This window comes from Tahibacter amnicola (assembly GCF_025398735.1).
Classification (GTDB): Bacteria; Pseudomonadota; Gammaproteobacteria; order Xanthomonadales; family Rhodanobacteraceae; genus Tahibacter; species Tahibacter amnicola.
In genome coordinates this window covers 1,765,474-1,782,707 of sequence record NZ_CP104694.1, presented here as the reverse complement: position 1 = coordinate 1,782,707, position 17,234 = coordinate 1,765,474, and the positions used below count along the sequence as shown (strand labels likewise).

The 17,234-nt window shown below is 66.4% G+C and carries 18 protein-coding genes; 4 read left to right on the top strand and 14 right to left on the bottom strand.

Annotated features, from left to right (window positions below; all coding sequences use genetic code 11):
* Positions 1 to 41: 41 nt before the first annotated feature.
* Entirely contained in the window at positions 42 to 620 is a 579-nt protein-coding gene (locus tag N4264_RS07425) for a TetR/AcrR family transcriptional regulator (protein ID WP_261696427.1), read from the top strand.
* Positions 621 to 726: 106 nt separating this feature from the next.
* On the opposite strand, the gene N4264_RS07420 is transcribed toward N4264_RS07425, so the two are convergent.
* From N4264_RS07420 to N4264_RS07405, 4 genes are all read right to left on the bottom strand, one after another.
* On the bottom strand, positions 727 to 2,991 hold the full coding sequence (locus N4264_RS07420; RefSeq protein ID WP_261696426.1) for a thiamine pyrophosphate-dependent enzyme: 2,265 nt from the start codon (positions 2,989 to 2,991) through the stop codon (positions 727 to 729).
* Between the two features lie 95 nt (positions 2,992 to 3,086).
* Positions 3,087 to 3,689, bottom strand: a complete 603-nt coding sequence (locus N4264_RS07415) for a glutathione S-transferase family protein (protein ID WP_261696425.1) — start codon at positions 3,687 to 3,689, stop codon at positions 3,087 to 3,089.
* Between the two features lie 39 nt (positions 3,690 to 3,728).
* A complete protein-coding gene (locus N4264_RS07410) occupies positions 3,729 to 4,259 on the bottom strand; it encodes a GNAT family N-acetyltransferase (RefSeq protein ID WP_261696424.1) in 531 nt (176 codons plus the stop codon).
* 122 nt (positions 4,260 to 4,381) lie between these two features.
* Positions 4,382 to 5,554 (bottom strand): acyl-CoA dehydrogenase family protein, encoded by a 1,173-nt coding sequence (locus tag N4264_RS07405; RefSeq protein WP_261696423.1) that lies wholly within the window; start codon positions 5,552 to 5,554, stop codon positions 4,382 to 4,384.
* A 239-nt stretch (positions 5,555 to 5,793) separates the two neighbouring features.
* Here N4264_RS07405 and N4264_RS07400 point away from each other — a divergent pair, with 239 nt between their 5' ends.
* On the top strand, positions 5,794 to 6,621 hold the full coding sequence (locus N4264_RS07400) for a polysaccharide deacetylase family protein (protein WP_261696422.1): 828 nt from the start codon (positions 5,794 to 5,796) through the stop codon (positions 6,619 to 6,621).
* 4 nt (positions 6,622 to 6,625) lie between these two features.
* Here N4264_RS07400 and N4264_RS07395 read toward each other — a convergent pair whose 3' ends face one another.
* The 5 genes from N4264_RS07395 to N4264_RS07375 form a co-directional block, all read right to left on the bottom strand.
* Positions 6,626 to 7,126: a hypothetical protein gene (locus N4264_RS07395; RefSeq protein WP_261696421.1), complete on the bottom strand. Its 501-nt coding sequence runs from the start codon at positions 7,124 to 7,126 to the stop codon at positions 6,626 to 6,628.
* A 22-nt stretch (positions 7,127 to 7,148) separates the two neighbouring features.
* Positions 7,149 to 7,643, bottom strand: coding sequence for a hypothetical protein (locus tag N4264_RS07390; RefSeq protein ID WP_261696420.1), 495 nt, complete (start codon positions 7,641 to 7,643; stop codon positions 7,149 to 7,151).
* Positions 7,644 to 8,585 (bottom strand): lysophospholipid acyltransferase family protein, encoded by a 942-nt coding sequence (locus N4264_RS07385; RefSeq protein ID WP_261696419.1) that lies wholly within the window; start codon positions 8,583 to 8,585, stop codon positions 7,644 to 7,646.
* Positions 8,586 to 8,654: 69 nt separating this feature from the next.
* Complete coding sequence (locus N4264_RS07380; RefSeq protein WP_261696418.1) at positions 8,655 to 9,575, bottom strand: 5'-nucleotidase; 921 nt, start codon at positions 9,573 to 9,575, stop codon at positions 8,655 to 8,657.
* 48 nt (positions 9,576 to 9,623) lie between these two features.
* A complete protein-coding gene (locus N4264_RS07375) occupies positions 9,624 to 11,141 on the bottom strand; it encodes a S8 family serine peptidase (RefSeq protein WP_261696417.1) in 1,518 nt (505 codons plus the stop codon).
* Between the two features lie 221 nt (positions 11,142 to 11,362).
* On the opposite strand from N4264_RS07375, the gene N4264_RS07370 reads away from it, so the two are divergent.
* Positions 11,363 to 11,893: an SRPBCC family protein gene (locus tag N4264_RS07370; RefSeq protein ID WP_261696416.1), complete on the top strand. Its 531-nt coding sequence runs from the start codon at positions 11,363 to 11,365 to the stop codon at positions 11,891 to 11,893.
* A complete protein-coding gene (locus tag N4264_RS07365) occupies positions 11,890 to 12,210 on the top strand; it encodes a low molecular weight protein tyrosine phosphatase family protein (RefSeq protein ID WP_261696415.1) in 321 nt (106 codons plus the stop codon). The genes N4264_RS07370 and N4264_RS07365 overlap by 4 nt, the downstream gene beginning before the upstream one ends.
* Here N4264_RS07365 and N4264_RS07360 read toward each other — a convergent pair.
* The 5 genes from N4264_RS07360 to N4264_RS07340 are packed head-to-tail and all read right to left on the bottom strand — an operon-like array spanning position 12,202 to position 17,230.
* Positions 12,202 to 13,083, bottom strand: coding sequence for an STM4011 family radical SAM protein (locus N4264_RS07360; RefSeq protein WP_261696414.1), 882 nt, complete (start codon positions 13,081 to 13,083; stop codon positions 12,202 to 12,204). The genes N4264_RS07365 and N4264_RS07360 overlap by 9 nt on opposite strands.
* Entirely contained in the window at positions 13,073 to 14,398 is a 1,326-nt protein-coding gene (locus N4264_RS07355) for an STM4012 family radical SAM protein (protein ID WP_261696413.1), read from the bottom strand. The genes N4264_RS07360 and N4264_RS07355 overlap by 11 nt, the downstream gene beginning before the upstream one ends.
* Complete coding sequence (locus tag N4264_RS07350) at positions 14,391 to 15,230, bottom strand: STM4013/SEN3800 family hydrolase (RefSeq protein WP_261696412.1); 840 nt, start codon at positions 15,228 to 15,230, stop codon at positions 14,391 to 14,393. The genes N4264_RS07355 and N4264_RS07350 overlap by 8 nt, the downstream gene beginning before the upstream one ends.
* Positions 15,223 to 16,341, bottom strand: coding sequence for an STM4014 family protein (locus tag N4264_RS07345; protein ID WP_261696411.1), 1,119 nt, complete (start codon positions 16,339 to 16,341; stop codon positions 15,223 to 15,225). The genes N4264_RS07350 and N4264_RS07345 overlap by 8 nt, the downstream gene beginning before the upstream one ends.
* On the bottom strand, positions 16,325 to 17,230 hold the full coding sequence (locus N4264_RS07340) for an STM4015 family protein (RefSeq protein ID WP_261696410.1): 906 nt from the start codon (positions 17,228 to 17,230) through the stop codon (positions 16,325 to 16,327). The genes N4264_RS07345 and N4264_RS07340 overlap by 17 nt, the downstream gene beginning before the upstream one ends.
* Positions 17,231 to 17,234 lie beyond the last annotated feature (4 nt).

Here is a 17,234-nt window from a genome sequence, read left to right as displayed (position 1 = left end):
CGTCCGGTTAGTGGACGAGCGCACGACCACTGAGAAGTCCAATGGCCAGAGAGAAGAGCTTTGACATCGCCGAAACCACCCGGGAGGTCATGCATGTGTTTCGCCGTCGCGGCTACGAGGCGACGTCGATAAAAGATCTGGAAGCCGTTACCGGACTGAAGGCCGGCAGCCTGTACAACACGTTCGGCAACAAGCACGAGCTGTTTCTCACCGCGCTCGACTACTACATCGAGCACATCGTGACGAAGCGGATCCGCCAGTTCCTGTCCGGCGACGATCCGATCGAGGACATCCGTGCGCTGTTCGTATCCACCTATGTGCACAAGCTCGGTGACTGCCGCGGCTGCCTGCTGACCAATACGGCGGTGGAGATCGGCAATCTGGACGAACGCACCCGGGACAAGGTCATCAAAGGCATGCAGGCGTTCGAGGTGGAATTTGAACGGTTGATCAAGAAGGCCCAGAGGATGGGACTGGTCCGCGCCGGCCGCAGCGCGGCGGTGCTGGCGCGGCACCTTCTGCTCAACTATCAGGGGCTGCTGGTCATGGTGAAGCTGGACCACAGCAGGAAAACCCTGAACAGCTTTGTCGACGGCATCGTCGAGTCGCTACGGGCATAGCAAGTGTGGCCAGGCTCAGGCGGCCGGCACGGGAAGCCGCGCGATGGCTGGCGCGGCAGCATGAGGAAGGCCCCGGCGACGGTGTGCGTCGCCGGGGGAAGCAGGATCAGGCCAGCGATTCCGCCGCGGCAATGATGTCTTCGTCGCTGGGCAGCACCAGGAAGGCCGCGCCCGCAAGCGGGGTATAGGTGTCGACACCGACCACGCGCTTCTGCGGCTTGGCACCCTGCCCACCCTCGACGATCGCGGTAAAGATGCCCTCGCCCACGCCGGCCGAGCGACGGCCCTCGTCCACCACGAGGATGCGCGCGCAATCGGCGGCGTGACGTGCAATGGCCGATTCATTGAGCGGCTGCAGCCAGCGCAGGTCTACCACACGCACCTTCCAGCCGCGCCTGGCTTCCAGGGCGCGTGCAGCACGAAGACTCATCGGCACGGTGTTGCCGTAGCAGAAGATCACCAGGTCCGTCGCTTCCGGCGAATAGGTGCGTTCCTCGCCCAGGGGAATGTACTGGTCAGGCGCCGGATAGCTGGTCAGCCACTGGCCGTCACCGGCTTCGTACAGATCCTTGGTCATGTACAGCGCGATCGGCTCGAGGAAGGCGCATACGCGACCGTCCACCTTTGCCAGCGCCATCAGGGTGCGCAGCATCATCGCCGCGTCGTCGCCGCGGCTGGGGCAACCGACGACCAGGCCCGGGATGTCGCGCAGGGCGGTGATCGAGGTGTCGTTGTGGAAGTGACCGCCGAATCCGCGCTGGTAGCCCAGCGAGGCAATGCGCATGACCATCGGGTTGCGGTACTGGCCGTTGGAGAAGAACTGCAGCGAGCAGGCTTCGCCACGGATCTGGTCGCAGGCATTGTGGAAATAGGCCAGGTACTGGATCTCGGGCACCGGCAGCATGCCCATGTTGGCATACCCCTGCGCCAGGCCCAGGATCATGGTCTCGTCGAGCAGCGTGTTGAACACGCGCTGGCTCTTGAAAGCCTTGTGCAGCCCCTTGGTGACGGTGTACACGCCACCCTTCTGGGCCACGTCCTCGCCAAACAGCAGGGCTTCGGGATACTTGCAGAACAGGTCGTGCAAGGCATTGTTGATCTGGATGGCGAGGTGACGTGGCGCCAGTTTCTCTGGCAGCTTTTCGTCGCCACCAAAGACCGCTGCACGACGGTCCGCAAAATCCGTGCGCCGGGCTTCCGCATTCACGGCGTCCGGGTGATAGGGCGCGAGTGGCGCGATCACTTCGGCGAGATCGGTCAGTTTCGGGCGACGGTCGGCCTCTTCCGCCGCGGCGAAGCACTTCTGGCGCGTGCCTTCGTACAGCGCAAGCAGGGTTTCCTTGGTGTAGAGGCCCGATGCCAGCGCGATGTGCGCGGAGCGCAGCAGCGGATCAGTGGCCTCCACGGCCATCAGTTCTTCCACGCTACGCCATTCGATTTCGAAGTCGGTACCGGCGTGGCCCATGATGCGCGTAGTGCGCAGGTGCAGGAAGGTCGGGCGACGTGTCGTGCGGCAGTGGTACACCGCGCGGGCGACCTGCTCGTAACCCTCGGCGATATCCAGGCCATTGGCGTAGAAGTAATCCAGGTCACGGCGCTGGCTGAAACTGGCGCTGATCCAGTCCGTAGGCGTCTTCACCGAAATGCCGATGCCGTTGTCTTCGCACACGAAAAGCACAGGCGCCGGCAGCTTCTGGTAGGCGGTCCAGCCGGCGGCGTTGAACGCCGTCTGCGCGGTGGCGTGATTGGCCGAGGCATCGCCGAAGGAGCAGATCGTGATTGAATCTTCCGGCACCGGCAGCGTGTGGCCGATGCGGCGTGCCTGTTCGATCGCGACCGCCGTGCCCAGCGCCTTGGGCAGGTGCGAGGCGATGGTGGATGTCTGCGGCAGCACCCAGAGCGGCTTTGATCCCCACACTTTGTGGCGACCACCCGAGGCCGGATCGTCCTTGCTCGCGGCGAACGACAGGGCCGAATCCATGATCGGATCCATGCCCGGCAGCTTGCGGAACCGCTCGGCCATGAAGCCGCCGGAACGGTAGTGGAGGAAGGCCGGGTCGGTGTGACGCGTCAGGCGCGCAACCATGGCATTGCCTTCATGGCCCGACGAACCGATGGTGTAGAACACTTTGTTCTTCACGCGCAGCACGCGGGCCATCAGGTCCAGATGGCGGCTGACCAGTTGCGACTCCAGCAATTGCTGGAAATCCGTGGCATTGCACAGGCTGCCCGGCAGCACCGGCGCGTCCGCTGCGGGACGGGCGTGCACGGTGCCGTGCCAGTCGCGCACGAACTCCTGGAAATTCTGGTCGCAGACTTCGGCGCGGTTGACGTTTTTATGGCGGGCGGGAATCGGGGCGACGGCAGACATGGCTTGGCTCGGCTGATTCGCGTCGGTGAGAGTCACCGTGGCGCGGTGTGGAAAGGAAATTCGGTGTTGGCGATGCGACGGACTCTTCCGACCGGTCAAGCGCCCTGTGGGACGAAGCGTGGCTGCGCGCTTACGCGCTGCAGCCACTGCCCGATCGCGGCGTAGCGGGCAAGGTCGAATCCGCCGTCCGCGGCGGCATGCGTATAGGCGTACAAGGCGATGTCGGCGACCGTGAACCGTCCACCGGCAAAATACGGTTGCGCCGCAAGATGGCGTTCCATCACGTCCAGTGCCTGGTATCCCCGCTCGCGCAGCCGGTCCAGATCGGCGCGGCGCGCGTGATCGGCCGGCAGGAACTTGCAGATGTAGCGCGCGACGGCGACGTACGGCTCGTGGCTGTATTGCTCGAAGAACATCCATTGCAGCGCCTGTGCGCGTTCCCAGCGGTCGTCCGGCAGGAACGGCGAACCTTCGGCGAGATAGCAGAGGATCGCGTTGGATTCGGGCAGGCAGCGGCCGTCTGCCAGTTCCAGCAACGGCACCTTGCCGTTGGCATTCTTGCTCAGGAATTGCGGCGTACGGGTTTCGCCGGCCAGCGTATCGATCTCATTCCAGCGGAAGGGCTGGCCGAGCAGCTCTAGCAACAATTGCACTTTGTAGCAATTGCCCGATGCTTTCATGCCATGGACGGTCAGCATTGAAACCTCGACGAAGTGCGGCGGGGGATCAGCGGAATATCATCGCCGCGCGCGCCATTCCTCGCGCGTCTGGCCCCATTTCTGGACTGGCAGGTTTTCGAACGGCGGCGGCAGGACCGTCGAACCGAGCAGGCGGGACCCCAGCTTGCGCGCCACCTGCTGCGAGGGGATGTTCTCCGGATCGATGCAGTGGATGACCTCGGTCCAGCCCAGGTTGTCGAAGGCCCAGTCGATCGCGGCCGCGGCCCCTTCGGTCGCGTAGCCCTTGCCCCAGAACTCGCGGGCGATACCCCAACCGACTTCCGTGCCCGGCCAGCCTTCCGGCTGCCACGGTCCCAGCCGCCCGACCGGGCGTCCGGTGGCTTTCTCGATCACCGTGAACATCGCAAAGCCCTGGATCTGCCAGGCGCCTGCCATCGTCAGAAAGCCGCGCCACGCGGCAGCGCGGGGCTGCTTGCCGCCGATGAAACGGGCGGAAACCTCATCGCCCATCAGATCGGCCCACATGTCGAAATCTTCGCGCTGGGTGGTGCGAAGGATGAGGCGTTCGGTTTCAAGGCGCGGAGACATGTCAGATCCGAGGATTCGATGCCAATGGGCGTTGAGGGCCAGATCGCGGCGGCGCTCCCGCCGCTGGCGGCGCGGCCGGCCGCAGCGCTCAGGCTGCGGCGGCACGCAACCGCGGGTATGCATCAGAACGCGTTGATACCCGTGAGCTCGCGACCGACCACCAGCTGGTGAACGGTTTCGGTGCCTTCATAGGTGATCACCGATTCCAGGTTCAGCGCGTGGCGGATCGGGCTGTATTCAGTGGTGATGCCGGCGCCACCCAGGATGTCGCGCGCTTCGCGGGCGATATCCAGCGCCATGCGCACGTTGTTCCATTTGGCCAGGCTCACCTGGGTCGGCTGCATCTTGCCCGCATCCTTGAGGCGGCCCAGCTGCAGCGACAGCAGCTGCGCCTGGGTGATGCGACGGGCCATGTCGGCCAGCTTCATCTGCACGCTCTGCGTCGCCGCGATCGGGCGATTGAACAGGACACGCGTCTTGGAATACTCGGTGGCTTCGTGCAGGCAGGCGATGGCGGCGCCGATCGGGCCCCAGGTGATGCCGTAGCGGGCCTGGGTCAAACAGCCCAGCGGCCCCTTCAGACCCTTCACGTTCGGCAGGCGATTGGCTTCGGGAACGCGCACGTTGTCGAAGAACAGGGCCGAGGTGACCGAGGCGCGCAGGCTCATCTTGCGGTGGACTTCCTGGGCGGCGAAGCCCGGCATGCCCTTTTCGACGATGAAGCCCTGGATACCTTCGTCGGTCTGCGCCCAGACGATGGCGATATGGGCAAGATTGCCATTGGTGATCCACATCTTGGCGCCGTTGATGACCCAGTCACCGCCGTCGCGCTTGGCGTGGGTCTTCATGTTGGCCGGATCCGAGCCGCCATGCGGCTCGGTCAGGCCGAAGCAGCCGATGACCTTGCCCGCGGCCATCTGCGGCAGCCAGCGCTGGCGCTGCTCTTCCGAACCGTAGGCGTAGATGGGATACATGCACAGCGACGACTGCACGGAGGCAAAGCTGCGGATACCCGAATCGCCGCGCTCCAGCTCCTGGCAGATCAGGCCGTAGCTCACGCCGTTCATGCCGGCGCAGCCGTATTCCGTGGGCAGGGACGAACCCAGCAGGCCCAGTTCGGCCATCTCCGGGATCAGGTCCTGCGGGAAGATGCCCTTATCGAAACATTCGCCGATGATCGGCAGGACGCGTTCGTCCGTGAAGCGTGCGACGGTGTCCTGCACCATGACCTCTTCTTCGGAAAGAAGGGAACGGACGTCGTAGAGGTCATACGGGTTGAGCGTGCTGGCGGCCATGGCGTGGGATTCCGGTTTTTTTGCACTGCAACAAAGGAGCCCGCTATTCTAGCAGGCCCTTGCGAAAGAGGCAGGAGCCACTGCGCGTCGTTTCGCGCAGGCCATGCTGGCGCGCAGGCACCGAAAATCAGACACTTGCGTGTCCGGGTGCCGGCCGATTGGCACCACGGACCTCACCGGCGCGGGTGATACCGGCAACCATTCTGCCAGCGCCAGAACCACCGGGGAAACAGTCGACGATGCGGGTTCCGATTCTCACCTATCACGCGGTCAACATCGCCGGGAACGACTACGCCAGCAACGACCACGTGGCCTTCGCCGCCGATCTGGAAATGCTGCATGCCACCGGCTGGCGCATCGTCCCGCTGCACTGGATCGTCGAGCAACGGCTGGGCAAGGCTGACAGGGACCTGCGCCGCTGCGTCGCGCTGACCTGCGACGACGGCAGCGACTTCGACTACCACGACCTGGATCACCCGCAGCACGGGCGACAGCGCAGCCTGTACAACCTCCTGCTTGATTTCCGCGCCCGCCATGGCCGTGCGGCGCAGCCCGACCTGCACCTCACCGTATTCGCCATCGCCGATCCCTCGGCGCGCACCGCAATGGACCGCGCCTGCCTGATCGGCCACGACTGGATGCAGGAACACTGGTGGCGCGCCGCCCAAAGCAGCGGCCTGGTGGCGATCGAGAACCACAGCTGGGATCACAACCATCCCTGTCTGGCCAACCCTGGGCCGGCCGGCCTGGTGCGCGGCGATTTCCATGACGTCACGACAGATGCCAAGGCCGACCACGAAATCCGCCAGGCACAGGACTACCTCGCCGCGCGCCTGGCGCCACACCGGCCGAGCCTGTTCTGTTATCCGTTCGGGCACGTGAACGCGTTTCTCGCCGACGACTGGCTGCCGCGCAACGGCGAAGCGATCGGGCTGGCCGCTGCGTTCGGCGATGGTGCACAACCGGCGACCACGCAGAGCCATCGCTGGAATATCCCACGCTACATCTGCGGCTGGCACTGGAAGTCGCCGGCGGAACTGGCGGCGATCCTCGACCAGGCCGCCTAAGCCGCTAGAACGCGCCGAGTGCCTCGGCCATCGCGATATAGGCCTTGCGCGTGTTCGCGTGGAGCGGCTTGTGCCAGTGCGCGAGCAGGCGCTCCGGACCGACCGGCTCGAAACCGGCCGCCAGGTCGACCTCCCAGGCCCGGGCATCGCCGCAATAGCCGAAGTAGGCATCACAGCGGTCCGCAAAATGGCGGAATCCGTAACGCAGCAGATGCACCATGACGCCACCGCTGGCCGTCACCGCATCGCGCTGTTCCTGTGACATCGCGGCGAAACCGCGACCGTCGGTAAAGGCGCCACCCACCAGCATCACGCTGCCCAGGAAGAAGAACTTCACGTACGACAGCGGCACCAGCGCGCCGTCATCGCGGCGGTAGAACGCGATGAGATGGTGTTTCCACTCGGGAAACGCGTGGCCGAACTTGCGCTCGAACACGGCACCGACCAGCGGTGCGGCATCGTCCACCTCGGTCAGGTAAAGGAAAGGCGGTACGTCCTGGCTCATGGTGGGCGATTCCCCGCAATAGTCAGAAGGGCATGAAGGACTTCGCCTTGGCGGTCAGCTCCGCCAGGCGCGCCGCGCGCAGGGGCCGCGGCGTGTACACGATCAGCTGCGCAATCGGCGTGTCGACGAAACCGGCCTGGCGGTCCACCTCGTAGGCGCGCGGATCACCGCACACGCCGAAAAAGGCATCGTAGTCGTCGTGGTGACGGCAGAATATGTGGCGCAGCGCGTGCAGGTAGATACCGCCGGACTGGCGCACGCAGTCACGCTGCGCCTCGTCCATGGCCGCGACGGTGCGGCCGTCGGTGCAGGCGCCGCCGATGAGGGCAATATCCTGGCAATCGGTCATGTGCACGTAGCAGGCCGGCATGAAGTGATCCCAGGCCTTGCGATAGAGGCTCACGAAGTGGTGACGGAACGTCGGCACGCCCTGGCCGAACTTGCGCCGGAACAGATCGTCGGCAAAGGCCGGGCCGTCATCCACTTCCGTCACAAAGATAAAATCAGATATATCCATTCATTCACTCCTCTCGGATACCCCGGCGGCTGCGGCCGGCGCCGCGATGGCGGCGGGCGTGTCAGCCAACCAGGCCGACCACTCAGGCCAGAAAAACCACGCCGACGGCGTACGGCGAATGGCCGTGTCGAGCAGGTCCGCCAGGCGCTGCAGCGTGTCGGGCGCGTGCGGATCCATGGGCTCGCCGATCACGAAACGGCGGATGCCGCGATCAAGGTCGTATTCCATCCAGTACGGTACGACCGGCACGCCGGCGCCCCGCGCCAGTTCCAGCGTGCCGTCGGGAAAGCAGGCATCGGCGCCGAGCAGGCGCACCGGCTTCTGGCCGCGCGGCGCAAGGCGTGGCGGCATGTCCAGCACGCTCACCACGGCAGCACCCTCCTCCAGCGCCTGGGCCAGGCGTGCCTTGGCCCCCGGCCGGTAGATCACCGGCCGCTGGCTGATCCGTGCCACTTCGCCGCCACGGACGCGGCCATACCAGTAACGCACCGGCAAGCCCGGGTAATCGGCCTTGTCCCAGCGCGCCGAGACCAGTGCGGCCTGGTAGCCCGCCGCCGCGAGCGTGCGGAAGACCCACAGGCCGTTGCCGTGATGAAAACCGGCCACCACGAAATGACCGTCACGCGGCCACTGCCCCACCTGCTCGACGTGCCAGGGCAGCACGTCGCGACGCCGGCGCAGCAACGACAGGTACAGGTCGCAGGTATCGATCAGCCAGTGCAGCCGCACGCGCGCGCCGAACGCGACGGGGTCTGCGATCGGCAGGTAGTTGGGAGCATGCAGCTGCGCCGCGCGTGCTGCCTCGTCGAAGGCACCGAAGGAACGCCGGGACAACCAGCACAGCCAGCGCCACGCCAGTCGCCACGGCATCAGGGCCGCAACACCCGGCGCGATGACGAAGTGCCAGGCATCGGCGAACTGGCGTTTGAGGTGATCGATCACGCGGCAGGCTGACAGCGGAAATGGCCGGACATCATAGCGGATCCGCCACGGGCGCCGGCGCGGACGCCGTCACCGTGCCTGGTTCGATACACCGTGCGGGACATGCCCCGTCGCGACATGACGGCGCGCCGACTCGACATTGTTGCGGGAGTCGTCGAAGAAAATGTCGGCCCCGAAGGCTTCCAGGAACGGCCCCTTGTCGCGCCCCCCCAGAAACAGGGCTTCATCGATGCGCACGCCCCAGGAGCGCAGGGTCAGGATCACCCGCTTGTGCGCCGGCGCCGAACGCGCCGTGACCAGCGCGGTGCGGATCGGCGACTGCTCCAGCGGAAACGCGCTCTGGATGCGATGCAGGGCATCGAGAAAGCCGCGGAACGGGCCGCCGCTCAACGGCCGCGCGGCGTGCTCGGTTTCGTGCCGGTGGAAGGCATCGAGCCCCTGTTCCTGGGACACCCGCTCGGACTCATCGCCAAACAGCACGGCGTCGCCGTCGAACGCGATGCGCAGCTGCTCCGAGGCCAGCGTCGGCGCCTTGGAAGGCAGGATGGTCGCAGCAGCGACACCCGCCGCCAGAGCGTGGCTGACGTCGTCCGAATGCGCCGAGAGGAAGACGTCGGCCTGGAAGGGCTGCACGTAGTTATGCGTCGGCGCGCCGTTGGTGAAGGCGGCGCGTTCGATGCCCAGCCCGTAGTGTTCGATTGAATTGAAAATGCGCAGGCCGGTGTCGGCCGAGTTGCGCGACAGCAGGATCACCTCGACCCGCGGCACCTTCGCACCCGACCCGTTCAGCCGAAGCAATTTCTGTACGAGTGGAAATGCGATACCCGGCGCGAGGAGTTCATCCTCGTGGTCCATCTGGTAGCGGCGATACGCATCGAGCCCTTCGCGCTCATACAGCGCATGGCTTTCGCTCAGGTCGAACAGCGCACGGGAGGAAATGGCGACGACGAGGCGGTCGTCAACGGTGTCTTGGCGGATGGCGGTGGTCATTGCACGCAAGTTTAGCCTGCCCCGCACGGCGGGGCAGGCTCCGTGACATCACTCGTGGCCGGTCGCGAAGATGGACTCGGCACGGCGGAATGCGTTCCAGGCGTCCAGGCGGCCATAGCCGACCATATTGTTCGGCCAGGTGGTGATGGCGGTACCGCCGCAGCTCTGCGTCAGGCCATTGGTATTGGTGATGCCGGCCGTGATCGTCGTCTCGCGCAGGATCTGCGCTACGCGGGCCACATCACCCTTGAGCGCGGGGTTGGCCGACATCATCAGCGCCACCACGCCGGCCGCGTGCGGGCCCGCCATGCTGGTACCGCTCAGGTTGGCATAACCCGCCGGCGGGACGGCCGAGGGCACCTGGATGCCGGGCGCGGACAGATCCGGACGGATCAGGTTCGATCCCGCGACCGGGCCGCGCAGCGACAGGCTGGCAAGGCGGTCGCTGCTGTCGGTCGCACCAACGGCGAAAGCCGAGTCATAGATGGCCGGCGGCATGGTCATGCCGCCGCACGTAGTGCCACCATTGCCGGCGGACGCGACAAACACGATGCCGCCGGCAACGAGGTTGTCGACCGCCTGCTTGATTTCCTGCCCCGTCGTGCAGCCTTCCTCTTCCGGGCAACCCCAGGAATTGTTGATCACGTCCGGTGCGAGATCCGGGTTGGGATTGGCGCCGGCGAGGTCTGTCGGCGCCAGCAGCCACTGCATGCATTCGGTGTAGGTGGCCGGCGAGCCGTAGCCGTCACCGTCCATGTTGCGGCAGCCGATCCAGCGCGCGCCGGGCGCCACGCCGATCTGGTTGGTACCGCCGTCATCGCCAACGATAGTGCCCATGGTGTGGGTACCGTGCGACTGGCCGTCGCAGGCTGCCGGCGAATCCGACGGGCAGCTCGTGCCGCCATTGCTGTGAATCGCGTCGTGCCAGTTGTAGGCATGGGCCGCCGCCATACCGTCCCAGCCCCGGTACTTGCCCTTGATGGCCGGATGATCCCAGCGGTAGCCCGTGTCCTGGCCGGCCACCACGACGCCCGCGCCGTTGACGCCTTCGGCCCACACCAGCGGCGCGCGGATCTTGCTCACGCCCCACGCAATGCCCGTTGGCACCGGCTGTGCGTTCCGTTCGGCCACCGGCTGCGGCACCCGGTTGCTCACCGACGGATTGGCGTGGAGGTGAGTGACGTCCGCGCGCTGCGCCAGCAGCTCGAGCGTCGCGGCATCCGCCTTGATCCAGATCGTGTTGTTGATCCAGAAAGAGCGGTACTCCACGCCGCGGGCAGCGAGGAAGTCGACCAGGTCACCCTGGCGCTCGCGGGCCGTGGCCTGGAGGGTTTCCACCCAGGCGCGGCGCCGGGAGAGGTGATCCGCGTTCGGATCGAGCAGGCGCGGATCGGCCCGCCCCGCGACCGTGACCAGCGCCTCGACCGGCTCACCCTGCTGCGCGAGCGAACGCAGGGCCGGCTCGATCTTCGAGGAGGTCTGGGCGCCGGCAATGCCCGCAAGGCAGGCCAGCACCAGGGGCGATACACGCCAACGGCGTGGCGGAGCGACAGGGGAACGCTTCACGGCTACCTCCCGGACAATGAATTGAATCGTCGACTATACGGAGAAACGCCCGGTCGCCCCACCGCCTTCGGCCATCCGGCGGAGCATGTGACGTCGAGGGAAGGTCTGGACCAACTGGCCCAGACCTTACCCGTGCGCTTCACGATGTCGCAGCAGCAGGATCTTCCCACCGCGCCGGTTACCATTCCGGGCCACAGCGCGCACTCCGGGGAAACACCGACATGCCGGTGATCAATGTTCACGAGCGGGTTCTTGCGGCACCGCTGGATGCCGTCGGCGGCCTGATCGACACACTTGCCAGCGCCGACGATCGCCTGTGGCCGCGGGCGCAGTGGATGCCGATGCGCCTGTCCGCGCCGCTGGGCGAGGGCGCGGCCGGGGGGCATGGCCCGGTGCGCTACCGGGTCGAGCACTACGAACCGTCCAGGGCGGTGCGCTTCCGCTTCGAAGGGCCCCGCGGATTCGACGGCTGGCATGGCCTCGACGTCGCCGCGATCAACGCCACGGCCACGCGCCTGCGCCACGTGTTGCAAATGCGCCCGCAGGGACTTGCGCGCCTGAGCTGGCCGCTGTTCTTCCGCCCCCTGCACGATGCCCTGCTCGAAGACGCCCTGGCCTGCGCGGAACGCGCACTGGGCCTGCCGGTGCGCGTAGTGCCGTGGACGCGCCAGGTGTGCGTACTGCGCTGGATCGCCGGCCGTGGAAAAACGCCGCCGCAGATGTCCGGCAGCATTGCCGCACCCGGCGCATGAACATCCTGTTCGTGTGCAGCCAGAATCGCCTGCGCAGCCCGACGGCCGAGCAGGTGTTCGCGCACTACCCCGGCATCGAGACCGCATCCGCGGGCACCGACCCGACCTGCGCCAGTCCGGTGTGCCCGGACCTGCTCGCCTGGGCCGATGTGGTCGTCGTGATGGAGAATGCGCATCGGCTGCGCCTGCACCAGCGGTTCCGCTCCCAGCTGAAGGGCAAGCGCCTCGTCTGCCTGGATATCCCGGATGTGTTTCCTTACATGGACGAGGCGCTCGTCGCCCTGCTCAAGGCGCGCGCTTCGCGCTTCCTACGCTGACAGCGGCACCTCACGCAGCGCCAGCACGCGCTCCAGTACACCGTCTCCGAACGCGCGCATGGCAGGCAGGTCGCGCCGGTGCATGTAACCGATGTAGCAATCGCATGTGGCATTGGGACACCGCTGCACACCGCGCCGCTGCCGGAAACTGCCGTCGTAGAGGTTGCCCAGGTCGCGCTGCACGAAATGGCAGGGACGCACCGCGCCATCACCGTCGACGGAGAATGCCGAGTCTCCCGCCCGGCAATCGGCGCCGCGACTGGGCGGCGGCGCGAGATTGACCGGAAAATGCGGGTCGATCCGGCCCAGGCGCTCAATCTCGTCGGCCGAATAGTAGTCCCGCGGTAGCGGATCGAAGGCGTTGATCCACAGATACACCGACGGCGCCAGTGCGTGACGCATCGCTTCGATTTCCGGCAGGTCCTCGCGCCGGCCAACCATGCCGACACTGAAGCGGATGCCCGCATCGTGCAGGCGGGAAACCCGTGCGAGAAACCGTTCCCGCGTGATCTGCGAAGGATGGTAGGTGCACCACAACGCCAGCGTTGCGGGATCGGCGCGTTCAAGCCAGCGCAGGTTGCTGCTCAGGTTGGTCTGGATGGCAACACGGCGCACGCGCGGAGCGTGGCTGAGGCGCACCAGTGCCTCGACGTAGTGTCGGCGCACCAGCCCCTCGCCCCAGGGCGTAAACAGGATAGCCAGGGACTCCGGCGCTGCCTGTGCCCATTCGACAAACCGCGCAAGGTCCGCCGCATCGCGCCGGAGTGTCTCGCGGCTGTCGCGCCGCTTGGCGAACGGGCAGTAGCCGCAGTCGTAGTTGCAACTGGACAGGCGCCCGCGATACAGAAGCCGTAGCACGGATTCAGACCGCATGCGCGTACTCGGCCATGCGCTGCTGCACCGGCGCGGAATTGAGCCAGGGCCCGATCGCATCCGCATACGCCATGCCCTCCGGCGTCAGCGCGATATGCGCGGCATCGGCTCGCGCGAGCCCCGCCGCCTGCAGGGCGTCGATCTCGGGAAAGTCGTGCTGCGGCGTTTCCCCGAACCGCGTCGCGTAATCCGCGATGCCCAGTCCCGGCCAGGTCAGCAGCGACTGGATCAGATAACGGCGGCGCTGCTCCTCGTCATTGAGCACAAAACCGTGCCGCGCCTGTGCGAATGCTTCCGGCGCCAGTTCGACGTAACGGCGCAGAATCGCATGGATGCCCGAACGCGCCACGGCGTAGTCGTCGGAATAGTGCAGCGCGCGGGTATAGGACCGCGCGCCGCAGCCGATGCCGACCATGCCGTCATCCTGGCAACGGTAGGCCGTCGCCGGGGCGGCCGTGAGCGGCGTCGTGCGGAACAACCGCATTGACACCTGGTGATAGCCGGAGGCCAGAAGGTGATCGCGGCCGACCTCGTACAACTGCCGTCGCGCGGCGTCGGCGGGCTGGCGGGCCAGGCGATCCATTCCGGTCTGCGGCCGCACGTACAACGGGTAGAGGTAGATCTCCTCCGGCTGCAGCGCGAGCAGCTGGCGCAGCGACTGCACGAACGAGGCAGGCGTCTGGCCGGGAATGCCATAGATCAGATCGAGATTGAGCGTGGGGAAATCCAGCCGGCGGATCACGTCGACGGCATCCAGCACGGCCCGCACCGACGCCGGCCGCACCAGGGCTGACAGCTCGGACTCGCTGAAACTCTGCACGCCCATGCTGATCCGGTCGACGCCCGCCGAGCGGCACACGGAAAGACGGTCATGGGTCGCCGTTTCCGGACTGACCTCCATGCCGACGGGTGCCTTTCCAAGGTCCACCGTGAAGCGCCGGCCGATGACCTCGAAAAGCGTCGCCAGCTGGGCGGCCGTCAGATAGCTGGGCGTTCCACCGCCCAGTACCACCTGCGCAATGCGGTGATCGCCCAGCTGTCCGGCAACGATGGTCATCTGCCGCTGCATCTGGTCGAGATAGCGATCCACCAGGTCATCACCGGGCTGGCCAATGGCGAACAGGTTGCAGAAGCCACAGCGGTAGGTGCAGAAGGGAATGTGGAAATAGGCAAAAAGCCGGGAGCGATCCTCAGCCTGCCACGCGCCTGCCAGGGGCACCGCTTCTGCCAGCGCCCGGTACGCGGTCTTGTGCGGATACGAATAGGCGTAGGCCTCGAACGGCGACGCCGCCAGGCGTTCAAGCAGGTCAGTCATTGGGGCTGCCGGTCATTCGGGGGAGCTGGAAGTGCGCGTAGGGCACGGTCATGACGACCTCGTGCGCATGCCGGTGTCCGGTGTAGCCGTCTTCGCCATAGGCCGTGCCGTGGTCCGAGCAGACGATGACGAAGGCCGGCCCGCGCCGCCGCAGCGTGCGCCACAGGGGTGCAAGGGCCTCATCGACATAGCGCAGCGCGGCCGCGTGGCTATGGATGTCGTCGACCTCGCAACCAGCCAGGTAGTGATGATTCGGTTGGTGCAACGCCGAGATATTCATGAAGAGGAACAGCTTCCGGCGCGCGAAATCCGGATCGCTCAGGCGCCGGCAGGCCAGCGTCACCTGGGCTGCCGTGGAATCGGGTGCGACGACGGAAAACGCGGGACGCCAGTGCGCTTCGTCGAACAATCCTGGCAAATCGCGTCCCAGCGGCGTGTAGGGATTGAAAAAGCCGACCCCGCCGATGCAGACCGTGTGATACCCCAGGTGCGCCAGCGCCGCGGCAATATTGTCGCCACTGTGAAACACCGCGGTGTGTTCGTGGGTGGTTTCACTACCTGGAAAATACAGCGCGAAAAGGCGTGGATGCAGGCCGGGCTCGGCCGGTGTCGGCAGAAATCCGGCGAAGAATGCCCGGTGCGCGGCATAGGTGAAGCTGCCGGGCGTATGCCGCTTCTCCCAACCATCCGCGGGCAGGAAGGCACCCAGGTGGGGCAGCCGGCCGGCCAGGAATTCCTGCTGGGCCACGTCATAGCGCAGCGTGTCGAGCGTCAGCAGCACGATGTCGTGACTGCCGACGATCTGATTCATGTCGGGAATGGGATCAACCATGGGCCGTCATCCACGCTGCCTGGTCGTCATAGGTGCTATTGCCTTCGTAGCACAGGCCCGGCAGGAGGTCGCCGAAGGCATTCGCCTCCAGCACGTGTGCACCGCGATGGTCCACGATCAGGTCGAGGCCGATCGAATGGCAGGCCGGAAACGCGGACGCCGCCTGCTCGCCCGCGCGCGCCATGCGCGCTTCACGCCCTGCGCACAACCAGTCGGGCGCCGCACGCGCGTTGCCCAGGTGCAGGTTCGTAACGGCACCGCGGCTCAGCCGCGCCACGCGCTGGCGCACGCGGCCGCCGAACACGACAGCGCGCAGGTCGTAGTGACTTCCCGCGGCATCCGGCGTACGCGGCTTGGTGATCCACGCTTCGGCATAGGCCTCCTGCGCGGCGAGCCGGTCGACCAGCGCCGCAATATCGGCCCGACGGCGATACAGCGCCGGACGCAGATGATTGAACAGCCTGCCGTGCGGGCCCAAGCGGGTTGCACTCATGGCCGACACACGCCCGTCGGGACGTCGCTGCAGGGCCACTACGCCCGCCGCCGACGACCCGTAGCGCGCCTTGATGAACAACCGCGGCCATCGCGTGGCCGGGTAGTCACTTTCCAGCTGGTCGAACGACACGACCCGTCCCGCGAGCGGCGGCACCGGGACACCCGCTTCTGCCAGTCGCTGCTGGCAGCGCCATTTGTCGGTCATTGCCAGAATGCCGTCGACCGAATTCACCAGTGGCGGTACCGGCGCGGAGCCCCGCAGCGCCTGCGACACGCCGGCCAGCACGTGGGCAAAACCCGCGTACCACCAGTGACGGAACGACAATTCACCGTGCTGCAGCGGGTGCGGGCGGACACCGGGTTCGCCGCGGCGCTGCCAGCCGAGCGTGATCAGGCGGTCCGTGGTCGCCGCATCTTCGCCGGGCGAATCGATCTTGCAAGCCAACGGGTGGTGCCGCGCGAGCGCAGTGGCCAGGACCGATGGCCGCACCGCGAGATCCCGCCATTCGATCACCTGCAACGCGATACCGCGCCGCTCGAGCGCCTCGCGCAGCAGCAGCGTGCGGCGCGAGGCCGCGCGTCCGACGAGCAGCAGGTTCCTACTCGGCGACTTCAACGTAGCGTTCGTCGTCGTCCTGGGCATCATCGAGGATGACTTTCACGGGCAGCGCCTGCAGACGCGCCGCCAGGGGCGCCGAAATGTAGTGATGACTCACGTCCAGCGTCCGGAGCTGCGCGACGTAGGGGCTGTCGAGCAGGGCCTGGGCCCCTTCGTCGCCGATCGTCCCCATGGACAGATCCAGGTGTCCGATCTTCGGCAACCACGACTGCTTTGCCAGCCACGCCGCGAGCGCATCGCTGATCATCGCATTGCGCAATCCCAGGTATTCCAGCCGTTCGGGCTCGATCGCCTCGATGAGGCGGACATAGGTGTCCAGGTCGCCGTCGAAGCCGTAGTTGTCGTCGCCCAGCCACAACTCCAGGCGCCGCAGCGACGGTAGCCGGGAGGCGGCGATGGCGTTGACGACGGACGATGGCAGCCCCCCGCATTCGATCGCCAGCTCGCGCAGGCCGGCATGGTGGACAGGCTGGAATGAGAGATCGGTGCTGCCGCGGACCCGCAGCAGCTCCAGCGCCGGAAACGCCTCCAGCAATGCCGAATAGCCGGTCTGGATGATCCAGGAGATCTCGCACTCCTCGTAGGTCATGTCGCCGACAAAGAGGGCGGCCAACCGGGGCAACTGCGCGCGACGGGCGATCAGGGCGTTGAGGAAGCCATCCGGCGAGCGGTCCGTCGCCTCGGACCAGGCGCCGATGACCAGCGCCTGGAGCTGCGAGGCGTCGACCTTGCCGAGGAAGTCCGCCAGTAGTTCCTCCTGGCTTTCCTCATCATCGTAGTCCTGCGTGAGCCGGTAGACGACATCGCCCGGCGTGATCGCGTCGCCGTGGCGGAACTCGCGGACCGGCTTGCCGTAGAACGTTCCCAGGCACTCGTTGACCGTCATCGCC